Source organism: Pseudomonas sp. P129, assembly GCF_020312195.1.
In the GTDB taxonomy this organism is placed as follows: domain Bacteria; phylum Pseudomonadota; class Gammaproteobacteria; order Pseudomonadales; family Pseudomonadaceae; genus Aquipseudomonas; species Aquipseudomonas fragariae.
On record NZ_JAGPYS010000016.1, the window covers coordinates 1 to 12,388 of the forward strand.

A 12,388-nucleotide genomic window follows, 5' to 3' on the forward strand; every position below is an offset into this window, starting at 1 on the left:
GCTTTTTTTCGACTGTTGCCCACACAAAAACAAACGCCCCGAACAAGTCGGGGCGTTTGTTGGGCTTGCCTTCAGTGCGTTTTCACACAGTCTGCTAGGCGTCTTTTTTCGTTTCTGCGGTATGCATTCCCGGTTTACTTCTCTGTAGTGGACGTCCGCTTGGCCGAAGCAGGTTTTGCGCCCGGGACCGCACAGCTGTTGCTACTGCAACGGCGGCTGCCGTCAGGGTGGGGCAGCCAGGCAAGGTAAGGGCGCGAGCGGCAGAAAAGCCGGTAGCCCAGGTTAAACACTGGCCTCATGAATCGCCATGACAGCGGCGCGACCCATGCACCCAGCCCGGCCGCTCGCCAACTCCAGAGTGTCGCGTCCAGACCCTTGATCCACGTGTCATCGCTGAATCTGGCGTGCAGTAACGACTCCATATCCTCAAGTGTGAATCCCAGTGAAGTGGCGTCAAAGGCGTCATCACGGATATCCACGAACAAAAGCCGCTCAGGCTTTGCATGGGCGCGCAGGGTTCTGACTTCTCGAGCGCAGAGCGGGCAGTCACCATCAAAGTAAAGCGTCAGCGGCCATTCAACTTTCTTGTACATCGCTAGTAGTCTTGTATAGGTTTTTTACACCTTATGCTCAAAAGACCTTGCTGACAATGGGCGGTGGCGGTCATCCGGGCCTTGGGTTTCGAGTACTACCGATCCAAGGGGGGTTTAGCTCCCACTTACCTGACACGCTCCCTGTCTTTCCAGGTCAATGATCTCGAAGCCATCAAAAGTATACCGATGTGTACATTTTAGATTGACGAGCGCTCTGCAAACGTCTAAAAGTATACACCTTGGTACAGTTTTGGCGTTGCCGGTTTCGCTACGAGCGACGGCAAAGCCCAAACGGAATGAGTCATCTTTCAGTGCCAACAGATAGCGAACGATTGAATGCCGTGCAATGCGGTATCGCCGTTTGTGGATAGCCCGCAACAGGTAACTGAGAGATTTTCACTACAAACAATGCTGTTCAAGCGCGTTGCCTGCAGGCGTGCCTGATGGACGGTGAGCGTTTGAATATCAATAACCTGATCACGCTGGAGAATTGCCCATGCACTACGTTAAACAGATGAAGGTGTCCGTGCTTCTGTTGTTGGGATTTCTGGCCGCGGGGTGTGCCAGCCACGAACCGTCCCCTTACTCGGGCATAGAGTCCTCGCTCGAAATGCGGCCTAACGAGCAGGACAGTACCGGGCGTATACCGTTTAAATACACCACCGCAGTCAACTGGAATAAATACGATCAAATCATGCTTGAGCCCGTGGTGATTTACACGGGAGTGGATGCCCAGTTTTCCGGGCTGGAGCGCAAGGACCGCATAACCCTGGCCAACGACATGACGGTCAAGTTCTCCGAGGCCTTGGGGCGACACTTTCGATTCACCGCCACGCCGGGGCGCGGTACGTTGAGGATTCGCCTCACGCTGACCGGGGCCGAGACCACTGTCGCCGGGCTGTCGACGTTCTCCAGATTCGATATCGGCATGGGCTCTTATAACCTGTTTCAGGCGGCCCGAGATCGTAAGGGGACTTTTACCGGCTCCGTGAGTTATGCCGTCGAGATCTACGACGCGTCCACTTCGCAACTGCTGGCGTCCTATGTCACCCGGCAGTATCCGAAGGTCTATGACATCGGCTCAACCTTCGGAAGTCTGTCGGCGGCGCAGGCCGGCATTTCGAGAGGGGCGGACGAGCTGGTCGAGCTTCTGCTCTCGAAGTAGGCAATGTGGCGTGAAGCCCGGCTTGATAACCGGGCTTTTCGATCTGGAAAATTTCTCATGCAGAAAATGTTATTTTTAAATAATTATATTTAATTTATATCATAAATAATAATATTAGCTTATGACCAAATAGAATTATATTTTCGAAATTGATTTCGTTATGTTTGGTTTCAACAGCCTACCCCTTACCTCGGATGGTACCAATCGTGATCAAGATTCTGTGTGTCATGCCGCCAGCCTGCGCAGTGTGACAGGGGCGCTGAAACGCTGACCCCGGTGCAGAATCGTTGGAAGGGAGTTCAACGTATGTTGCCTGTTCAATCCTGCCGTTGCCTTTACTTCTCTCGCCCTGTCATTGACAGGCGCGTCGCCTTGCCACTGCTCCGCACCGACTACTCGCCTCACAGCTAGTTCGTTCAGACCGCTAAGTGCCAAACCCGGCCGCAGGTTTTCCTGCATGTCGTTGATCACTTTTAAAACCGTGCATGCCGCGCCGTCCTCAAGACAGCGGGAGTGTCCGATTTCGCGATTTGGATGTGTGGCTGCGATGACAGCCATGTCTGGAGTGGGTATGAAACAAGCCTTACAACGTGCCCGGGTATCGACTGCTGCAATGGGCTACTGCCCATTGGCCTTGGCGATAGGGGGCATGTTGCTGTCAGGGACCATAAGAGCCCAGGAAAACAACACCGACGACCCGCGTACCTTGTCCACTGTGGTGGTCACCGGTAATCGCGGTGCCGAGCAACGCACGGTCACCAGCAGCCCGGTGCCGATCGATGTGGTCAGCGCCAGACAGTTACAGAGCACCGGCAAGCCCGGACTGATGGAAGCCCTGAGCGCTGTGATTCCATCGCTGACCCTGCCGGAAAAAACCGGCTGGGACGCCAGCGGCATTGCCCGTGCGCCCAACTTGCGGGGTCTGAGCGCCGCCGAAGTGCTGGTGCTGGTCAATGGCAAACGCCGTCACACCAGCGCCACCCTGAACATCAACGGCATCAATACCGGGGCTGCCCCTGCGGACCTGGACCTGATCCCCATCAGCGCCATCGACCATGTTGAAGTCCTGCGCGATGGCGCAGCGGCCCAATACGGTTCCGATGCGATTGCAGGGGTCATCAACGTCATCCTCAAGGCTGACACCAGTGGTACCTCGGTGACCAATGCCGGGCTCGGCTATGACGGCAAGAAGCAGACTGTGCAGCAAAGCCTCAACAAGGGGTTCGAGATCGGCGACGGGGGCATTGTGCAACTGGCGCTGGACGCCCGCAGCCAGAATGATGACAACAAGGCCAGCGCCAATGGTTACAGTTACGAGCAGGCCTATGACCTGGCGGGCAAGTCCACGTATGGCGGCTACGGCACGCCAAAGACTAATCTGCTGACCCTGGGGTACAACGCCGAACTGCCCGTCGATGGCAGTCTGAGCCTGTATTCCTTCACCACGTATTCACGTCGTAAGGCCGAGCAGGGGCAGAATTTTCGTCTGCCGACCATCACCAATACCATTACCACCGGGCCTAACGGATATCCGGCGGGATACACGCCGACCTGGTACATCGATGAAGACGATGTTCAGGCAGCATTGGGCGGCAAGGGCGCCGTCGGCGAATGGGATTGGGACCTGTCCAGCACTTATGGGCGCAACGAAGCCGAGCAGGGCACTACGCACAATCAGAACCCGTCCCTGGGTGAAGCCACACCCAACCGCTTTACTTCCGGCACGTGGATATCCACCGAACTGACCACCAATCTGGACTTTAAGCGCGGCTTCGACATCGGTCTGCAAAAGCCTCTGGATGTGTCCTATGGCCTCGAGCATCGGCGTGAGACGTACGAGGTGCAGGCCGGTGACTATGAATCCTATGCCAATGGCGGCTACTGCATTGCGCCGGGCCACTGCGCGTCTTCCGGAGCGCAAGTCACCAACGGTATTTCCCCTGACGAAGAAAACAGCGCCTCGCGTAACAGTGTCGCCAGTTATGTCGACGTGGGCTTCAACCCTGTACCGGACTGGTACGTTGGCAGCGCATTTCGCTACGAGCATTACAATCAGGGCGTGGGCGCGACCCGCAGCGGCAAGCTGACCACGCGTTACGATTTCACTCCCCAATTCGCCGTACGTGCCACTGTCAGCAATGGCTTCCGTGCGCCGTCTCTGGCCAACAGCCTGTTCAGTGCACGCTCGACCACGTATGGCGTGGTGGACGGGGTCTATCAGTCCATCAACTACGGCGTGTTGCCGACCGGGTCGGGGGCCGCGAAGGCGCTGGGCGCGGAGGACCTCAAACCGGAGCGCTCGACCAACTTCAGCCTGGGTTTCACGCTCACACCGACCGAGCGCCTCACGCTGAGCGCCGACGCCTACGTGATTAATCTGCGTGACCGCATCACGCTGACCGGCACCTTGCTGGGCGATGAGGTCACGCAGGTGCTGCTCAACAATGGCATCGACTCGACGTCGGGTGGCCAGTACTTCATCAACGGTGCCGACACCCGTACCAAGGGGTTGGACCTGGTCAGCAATTACAGTCAGGACCTGGGGCCGTACGGGGCATTGAAGTGGACGGCGGCGTTCAACTGGAACCAGACGAAGATCCTCAGCTACAAGGAATCCACCTCGATTCTCGGTACGTCCTATGAACTGATGGACCGCGAAGCGCGCAATCTGATCACCGGTGTGCAGCCGCGCACCAAGCTGATTCTGGGCGGTGACTGGAGTATCGAGCGCTTCAACCTGAATCTGGCGCTGACCCGCTACGGCGCTTACAAGGAGGTCAATTCCTCAGCCAATCGTGATCTGGACCGGGTGTACGGCACCAAATGGATCACCGATCTGGACCTTGGCTACAACCTCAGCAAAAACCTCAACGTCGCCGTCGGGGCCAAGAACCTGTTCGACGTCTATCCCAAAAAGCAGGGGATTCCCAGCAGCACCATGGTCAGCAGCTACGGCACCTATTCGCCCTACGGTTTTACTGGCGGCTATTACTACACCCGGCTGACTTACGCCTTTTAAGGCCAGCACCTGACAACTCAATATTGCGTGCGAGGAACCACCATGCCCATTGTCGCCAAACCCTATGACTTCATTGATGAGCCCAGTCATTATCCGCTTCCTCAGAGCCGCGTAGCACCGCCGCCGATAAAGGCGTTGCAGGTCGTTCCCGCCCGGCATCCCGGTCGCTGGATCGGGTCGATATTCGCGGCGCTTGTGCTGCTGGCCATTGTGCACTCGCTGGCGACCAACCCGCGCTGGGAGTGGGGCGTCTTCGGCCAGTGGTTCTTCTCGCCATCGGTGCTGCGCGGCCTTGCGCAGACGCTTCTGTTGACGTTGCTCAGCACGCTGTTCAGCATCATTCTCGGCACGGCGCTGGCGTTGGCGCGCCTGTCCGGCTCGCCGCTGCTGGCGGCACTGGCCTGGGGCTACATCTGGTTTTTCCGCTCGATGCCTGCGCTGTTGGTGTTGATCATCCTCTACAACTTCGCCTACCTGTACGACCACATCGTACTCGGGGTGCCGTTCACCCAACTGGTCTTCGCCGAGTGGTCGACGGTGGACGTGCTCAGTCAGTTCACCGTTGCGGTACTGGGCTTGAGCCTGATGCAGTCGGCCTATACCGCAGAAATCATTCGTGGCGGGCTGATCGGTGTCGATGCCGGTCAGCATGAAGCTGCTGCGGCACTTGGCCTGCCTGCGTCGCGGCGGATTTTCCGGATCATTCTGCCCCAGGCGTTGCGCTCGATTCTGCCTTCGGGTTTTAACGAGATCATCGGTCTGGTCAAGGGAACATCCATTGTTTACGTGCTGGCCTTGCCGGAGCTGTTCTACACCGTGCAGGTCATCTACAACCGTACCCAGGCAGTGATTCCGTTGCTGATCGTGGCTACCGTCTGGTACCTGATCATCACTACGGTGCTGACCAGTGCCCAGTATTACGTCGAACGCCACTTTGCCCGTGGCTCGGCACGTGTACTGCCGCCGACACCCTTGCAGCGCCTGCGCGGCTGGCTCAAGGGCAGCGCGTCCGGGGAGAAGCACCATGGGTGAGGCCTCCACGCCAGTGCGCGCAGGGCGCATTCAGATTCAGGGCGTGGGCAAGCGCTTTGGCAGCCAGCAGGTGCTCAAGGACATCGACCTGAGCATCGAACCGGGCAAGGTCACGGTGATACTCGGTCCTTCCGGTTCCGGCAAGTCCACGCTGCTGCGCACCATCAACCACCTGGAAAAGATCGACAGCGGGTACATCACCATCGACGGTGATTACGTTGGCTATCGTCGCAAGGGCGACCTGCTCTATGAACTCAAGGAGCGCGAGATTCTCAAGCGGCGGATCGAGGTCGGCTTCGTGTTCCAGAATTTCAACCTGTTCGCGCACCTCACTGCCTGGGAAAACATCGCCGAGGCGCCTTTGGCCCACAAACGCTGGAGCAAGTCCGAGGCCCGGGCCAGGGCAAGTGAACTGCTGGCCAGGGTTGGTCTGGCAGACAAGACAGATGCGTACCCGTGCCAGCTTTCCGGGGGGCAGCAACAGCGTGTCGCCATCGCCCGCGCGCTTGCGCTGGACCCCAAGGTCCTGCTGTTCGATGAGCCCACCTCAGCCCTTGACCCCGAGCTGGTCGGCGAGGTGCTGGACGTCATCAAGGGCCTGACGCAGCTGGGCGTCACGCTGGTGGTGGTCACTCATGAAATCGGCTTCGCCCGTGAGGTGGCAGACCATGTCGTGTTTCTCTGCGAGGGCCGACTGATTGAGCAGGGGCCGCCGGAACAAGTGTTCCACCAACCTCGACATCCTCGCACGGCTGCCTTTCTCGGCAAGGTGCTATGACTTTCCCGCTATCAAGGAGTGACTGCTGATGTTCATCAATACCGCCCGTGTGGCCCTGCTGACGCTAGCCGTCAGCGTCGCCCACAGTACTTTGGCGTCGACCGCGCAACCGGTCGATCTGAGCCCCGACCGGCCACGCATTCATGTGCCGCGTAACGAGGCGGCCATCGCACAGATCCCGGCTGGCTTCAAGTTCGTCCAGCCTGGCAAATTCACCGTGGCCGTCTCCGGTGTTGCGGGGCCACCGTTGGCGCTGCTGGCCAACGACGACAAAACCACTATCGGCAGCGAGGCCGATACCGCGCAACTGGTGGCGGACAGCCTGGGCCTGCAATTGAACGTGGTGCAGACCAGTTGGGAAGACTGGCCGCTGGGCGTCAGTTCGGGAAAATACGACGCGGTGATCAGCAATGTCACAGTCACTGAAGCGCGCAAGAAACGCTTCGATTTCGCCACTTACCGTCAGGACGTCCTGGGCTTCTACGTGAAAGCCAACAGCAAAATAAGCGAGATAAAACAGGCGTCGGACATTGCCGGGCTGAAAATTATCGTCGGCTCCGGCACCAATCAGGAAAAGGTTCTGCTGGCGTGGAACGAAGCGAACGAAAAGGCCGGTATCAAGCCTGCGCTGTTGCAGTACTTCGATGATCAGGCGGCCGCACAACTTGCCATTCAGTCGGGTCGCAGTGATGCGCTGTTCGGGCCCAATTCGATATATGCCTATTCGGCCGCGATTACCGGCGGCATCAAGCGGGTAGGCACGGTCAATGGCGGCTGGCCGCTGCAGGCGGATATCGCCGTGACCACGCGCAAGGACAACGGCCTGGTCAGGCCTATTCACACCGCCCTGGAAGGAGCGATTGCCGGCGGCCAGTACGAGCAGGTGCTCAAACGCTGGGGGCTGGATGTGGAGCGCGTCGACAAGTCGTTGATCAACCCGCCCGGCTTGCCGGACTGACGCGTTGAAGGGAGCAAACGATATGGGACTGACACGACGTGAAGCGCTTTCCAGTATCGCTGCCGTGGGCGGCGAGACCGCCGTCAAGGATGCGCTTGCGGTACTGGGGCTGGGGCCTTCATCGCATCGACGGCCACAGCCTCTGAAACTCGGCGACGGTCTGGGGCAGGGCACTCGCGTGCTGGTGCTGGGGGCAGGCATTGCCGGGCTGGTCACGGCACTGGAACTGAAGCGCGCAGGTTTTGCCGTGCAAGTGCTGGAAGCCCGTGATCGAGTGGGTGGCCGTAACTGGACGCTGCGCAACGGCGATCGGGTGGAGTACAAGGACGGCCGCTCACAGACCGCAAACTTCGATTCAGGGGTGTATTTCAATGCCGGTCCGGCGCGCATTCCCAGCCAGCATCGGACGTTGCTCGACTACTGCAGTGAACTGGGTGTGCCGCTTGAAGTACTGGTCAACAGCAGCCATGGAGCACAGGTACGCCCGGACCTGCAACGCCCCGCGTTCACTGTCGGCCAGGCGATCAATGATGCCCGTGGCCATCTTTCCGGTTTGCTGGCCAGGGCGGTGCAGCGCGACGCGCTGGACGATGTGTTGAGCGGCGAAGAGCGTCAGCGGCTGTTGGCGTTCTTGCAGGTGTATGGCGACCTTTCGCAGGAGCTGGCGTACGAGGGCAGCCTGCGCTCCGGCCATCGGACGTCACTTTCTCATCCGGGAGCCTTGCCGACCAGTGCGCAACCGGTGGCGCTGGATCGCTTGCTGCACCCCGAATTGTGGGGCGCACTGCTGCACACCGAGTTTCCCGAGTTTTCCGCGACCATGTTTCAACCGGTCGGTGGCATGGACCGGATCACCGACGCCTTTTACCAGCGCCTCACCGACCAGGTGCAACTGGGCGCGAAGGTACGGCAGATTCGTCAACTGGAAGACGGCGTGGCAGTTACCTATCACGACAGATACAGCGGTCGCGAGCATGTGGTGCGCGCCGACTATCTGGTGTCAACCCTGCCACTGCCCTTGCTGGCCAGACTGGACACCGATTTCAGTGACCCGGTCAAGGCGGCCTTGCTCAGCACCCGCAACGATCAGGCGACCAAGGTGGCCTGGCAATCTCCGCGTTTTTGGGAAACCGACTACCGCATCTACGGCGGGTTGTCCTGGATCGACCATCCGGCGCGGCTGTTGTGGTATCCCAGTAACGATTTGAACACCCGTGAAGGTCTGCTGGTGGCGGGTTATGTCACCGGGGAGGGGGCCGCTGCGTTCGGTGCGCAACCGTTCGACACACAATACGCTGCTTCCAGAGAAGCGGTAGAGCTGCTGCATCCGGGGTATTCGCGGCAGTTGCGCAACCCGCTGGCCGTGTCCTGGGAGCAGATCCCTTACAGCGAAGGCCCTTGGTTGCAACGCGAACATTTTCCGGCCGCTGCCAGTGCGTTGCTGGACGAGCCCCATGGTCGTGTGTACTTCGCCGGTGACGGGCTGGTGCAAAGCGGAGTCGGCATCTGGCAGGAGTCGGCGGCCAACTCGGCGCGACATGTGGTGGCGCAACTGGCCGAGCGAGTGAGGCAAGTGCGGCAGATTTCGACCCTTGCCGCGTCATGACGTGCAACTGCACGACCCCGTCGTTTTACGTAACCCTTATTCCTGAATATCCATTGAAGGAGAGACACCATGAGCGACAGCATTCAACGCACCAGCGTCGGCGATTTTCCGATCTCGCAAACCGTGACAGTGCCAGCCTCGACCAGCCTGGTATTCGTCAGCGGCACCTTGCCTGACCTCGCCGACCCGAAGGCTCCGGCGGGTACGCCGGCAGCCTATGGCAACACCGAAGTACAGACCGTTTCGGTATTCAACAAACTGCGCAGAATCCTTCAGCAACAGGACCTCGATCTGGGCGATATCGTACAGTTGCGGGTATTTCTGGTCGGTGCCGAGGAAACCGCCGGCAAGCTGGATTTTGCCGGGCTGCAGGCCGGTTACACGCAATTTTTCGGCACGCCGGAACAACCTCTCAAACCCGCGCGCACGGCGTTGCAGGTGGTGGCGCTGCCATTGCCCGGCGCGTTGATCGAGGTCGAAGCGATAGCGGCCAGACCGGCTTGATCGCGCGCTGTCAGCTCGCGTGTCGGGCAGCGATCAGCGCCGCCCGGCGCGGGTACTCACGTCCACCCACACCGCCAATACCAGAATGCCGCCCTTGACGATCATCTGCCAGTAACTGTCGACGTCGAGCATCGACATGCCGTTGTCGAGACTGGTAATCACCAGTGCGCCGAGCAGGGCGCCGTAGACAGTGCCTGAACCACCGCGCATCGATGTGCCGCCGATGAAGCATGCGGCGATGGCGTCGAGTTCGCCCATGTTGCCTGCCGAGGGTGAGCCGGCGGCCAGGCGTGCTGTATTGACCAGCCCGGCGAACGCGCACATCACGCCCATGATGCCGAAGATCCATAGCTTCACGGCCTGTACGTTGATGCCGGACAGGCGCGTGGCCTCCATGTTGCTGCCGACGGCGTAGACGCGGCGTCCGAATACCGTCTGGCTGGTGACGTAGCTGAATACGCCGAGCAGGACCAGCAACAGCAACACTGGAACGGGGATTCCGTCGTAGCTGTTGAGCACATAGACAAAGCCGCCCAGCACGGCGCCGATCAACACCACACGCAACACATCACGAATCAGCGAATGCGCTGCCAGGCCGTGCAGTGCTCTGTTGCGCCGTTGTTTCCAGGTCAGGAACAGCGTCAGCGCCAGCAGCAGAATCCCGAGTCCGGTGCCCACCGCGTGCGGCAGGTAACCTTGGCCGATATAGACCAGCGACGGTGACACCGGGGCGATGGTCGTGCCGCCGGTGATCCCCAGCAGGACGCCACGAAACGCCAGCATGCCACCCAGCCCGACGATGAACGAGGGGATCCGCAGGTAGGCAGTCATGTAGCCATTGGCGAGGCCGATCATCAGGCCGCACAGGGCCACCACACTCAGGTTCGCCAGCAGCGGAACGTGGTAAACCACATCCAGAATCGCCGCCAGGCCACCGAGCAGGCCAAGCAATGAGCCTACCGACAGGTCAATCTCGCCGCTGATGATCACCAGCACCATGCCGCAGGCCAGAATCCCGGTAATGGACATCTGGCGCAGCAGGTTGGACAAGTTGCGCGGGGTGAGGAAGCCGCCCTCGGTCTGCCAGCTGAAGAACAGCCAGATAACGGCGATGGCAATCACCAGCGCGAGCATTTTGTAGCGGGTAAAGAATTGTTTGACCTGGTTCATCTACGCGGTCTTCCGGGCATTATTGTGAGGGGCATCGGAGTGGCTGAGTGCAGCGGCGAGGACCTGCTCCTGAGTCAGGTCATGGTTGATGAAGTCGCCGCGCAACTGGCCGTCGCCAATCACCAGCACACGGTCGGACACGCCCAGCACTTCGGCCAGCTCCGAAGACACCATGATGATCGACACGCCCTCGGCTGCCAGCGCGCCCATCAGCTTGTAGATCTCGTACTTGGCACCGACATCGACGCCGCGGGTAGGCTCGTCGAGAATCAGAACGCGCGGGCGGGTGAGCAGCATCTTCGCCAGCACGGCTTTCTGCTGATTGCCGCCTGACAGGCTGGTGATTGGCAAAAACGGGCTGGCGGTCTTGAGGTGCATGCGCGAGATTTCCCGGTCGATACTGCCCAGTTCGGCTTCAGCGTCGATGCGGGTCATGTTCGAGTAGCTGTCGAGGACCGCGAGGGTGATGTTCTGGCCGACGCCCAGGTCCGGAATGATGCCCTGGCGCTTGCGGTCTTCAGGGACCATGCACACGCCGGCGCGGATCGATTTGAGCGGCGTGCGCGTGTCGATCGCCTGGCCATTCAGCCACACTTCACCGCTGTACCGACCGGGGTAGGCGCCGAACAGGGCGGATACCAGTTCGGTACGGCCCGCGCCCACCAGCCCGGCGATGCCGAGGATTTCCCCGCGCCTGAGGAGGAATGACACGTCGTCGACGCGCTTGCGCCTGGGGTTATCGACGTCGTAGCAGGTGATATGCCGCGCTTCGAAAATCACCTCGCCGACATCATGCGGCTCGGTGGGGTAGAGGTTGCTCATTTCGCGTCCGACCATCTGGGTGATGATCTTTGGAATGTCCATGTCCGCCATTGCAGTGGTGGCGATATGTTTGCCGTCGCGGATGACGGAAACGGTGTCGCACACGGCGGCCACCTCATCGAGTTTGTGCGAGATGTACACGCACGCGACCCCCTTGGCCTTCAGGTCGTGAATGATGTCCAGCAACACCTCGATTTCGGAGCGGGTCAGGGCCGAGGAGGGCTCGTCGAGAATCAACAGGCGCGCCTTCTTGTTCAGCGCCTTGGCGATTTCCACCAGTTGCTGGTAGCCGCCGCCATACTGCGAAACCGGCAGCGCCACGTTCATGTCAGGCACTTTGAGTTCACGCATCAGCGACTCGGCGCGGTGCATCATGGCCGGGTAATTCATGCGCCCGCCGGGGAGCGTCAGCTCGTGGCCCATAAAAATGTTTTCGGCCACCGACAGGTCCGGGACCAGCGTCAGTTCCTGATGGATGATGACGATCCCGGCCGCTTCCGTTTCACTGATCGACTGTGCCTTGAGCGGTTGGCCGTCCCACAGGATTTCGCCCTCCCAGGTGCCGTAGGGATAGACCGCCGACAGGACTTTCATCAAGGTGGATTTGCCCGCGCCGTTCTCGCCGCACAGGCCGACGCACTCGCCGGGCTTCACTGTGATATCGATGCCGTTGAGCGCTTTTACACCGCCAAAGGATTTGACGATGCCGTTCATTTGCAACAGGTAGTCAGACATGGCGCA

At 59.9% G+C, this 12,388-nt stretch carries 10 protein-coding genes; 7 read left to right on the forward strand and 3 right to left on the reverse strand.

Annotated features, from left to right (window positions below):
* Positions 1-134: 134 nt before the first annotated feature.
* Positions 135-593 (reverse strand): thiol-disulfide oxidoreductase DCC family protein, encoded by a 459-nt coding sequence (locus KBY02_RS24095; RefSeq protein WP_011268069.1) that lies wholly within the window; start codon positions 591-593, stop codon positions 135-137.
* Between the two features lie 496 nt (positions 594-1,089).
* Between KBY02_RS24095 and KBY02_RS24100 the strand changes: the two genes are divergently transcribed.
* From KBY02_RS24100 to KBY02_RS24130, 7 genes are all read left to right on the forward strand, one after another.
* The gene (locus KBY02_RS24100; protein WP_011268068.1) at positions 1,090-1,758 is read left to right on the forward strand and encodes a DUF3313 domain-containing protein; all 669 of its coding nucleotides are present in this window, start codon (positions 1,090-1,092) and stop codon (positions 1,756-1,758) included.
* Positions 1,759-2,329: 571 nt separating this feature from the next.
* Entirely contained in the window at positions 2,330-4,777 is a 2,448-nt protein-coding gene (locus KBY02_RS24105) for a TonB-dependent receptor plug domain-containing protein (RefSeq protein ID WP_225650810.1), read from the forward strand.
* A 42-nt stretch (positions 4,778-4,819) separates the two neighbouring features.
* The gene (locus KBY02_RS24110) at positions 4,820-5,809 is read left to right on the forward strand and encodes an amino acid ABC transporter permease (protein ID WP_003400867.1); all 990 of its coding nucleotides are present in this window, start codon (positions 4,820-4,822) and stop codon (positions 5,807-5,809) included.
* On the forward strand, positions 5,802-6,587 hold the full coding sequence (locus KBY02_RS24115) for an amino acid ABC transporter ATP-binding protein (protein ID WP_225650811.1): 786 nt from the start codon (positions 5,802-5,804) through the stop codon (positions 6,585-6,587). The genes KBY02_RS24110 and KBY02_RS24115 overlap by 8 nt, the downstream gene beginning before the upstream one ends.
* Positions 6,588-6,615: 28 nt before the next feature.
* Positions 6,616-7,545, forward strand: coding sequence for an ABC transporter substrate-binding protein (locus KBY02_RS24120; protein WP_053275825.1), 930 nt, complete (start codon positions 6,616-6,618; stop codon positions 7,543-7,545).
* Between the two features lie 22 nt (positions 7,546-7,567).
* On the forward strand, positions 7,568-9,151 hold the full coding sequence (locus KBY02_RS24125) for a flavin monoamine oxidase family protein (RefSeq protein WP_024651090.1): 1,584 nt from the start codon (positions 7,568-7,570) through the stop codon (positions 9,149-9,151).
* A gap of 69 nt (positions 9,152-9,220) precedes the next feature.
* Positions 9,221-9,655 carry a RidA family protein gene (locus KBY02_RS24130; protein ID WP_024638593.1) on the forward strand — a complete coding sequence of 145 codons (435 nt, stop codon included), beginning with the start codon at positions 9,221-9,223 and terminating at the stop codon, positions 9,653-9,655.
* A gap of 33 nt (positions 9,656-9,688) precedes the next feature.
* On the opposite strand, the gene KBY02_RS24135 is transcribed toward KBY02_RS24130, so the two are convergent.
* Both KBY02_RS24135 and xylG read right to left on the reverse strand, forming a co-directional pair.
* Positions 9,689-10,825 carry a sugar ABC transporter permease gene (locus KBY02_RS24135; protein WP_003400873.1) on the reverse strand — a complete coding sequence of 379 codons (1,137 nt, stop codon included), beginning with the start codon at positions 10,823-10,825 and terminating at the stop codon, positions 9,689-9,691.
* Positions 10,826-12,382: a D-xylose ABC transporter ATP-binding protein gene (gene xylG / locus KBY02_RS24140; RefSeq protein ID WP_011268061.1), complete on the reverse strand. Its 1,557-nt coding sequence runs from the start codon at positions 12,380-12,382 to the stop codon at positions 10,826-10,828.
* Positions 12,383-12,388: the final 6 nt, after the last annotated feature.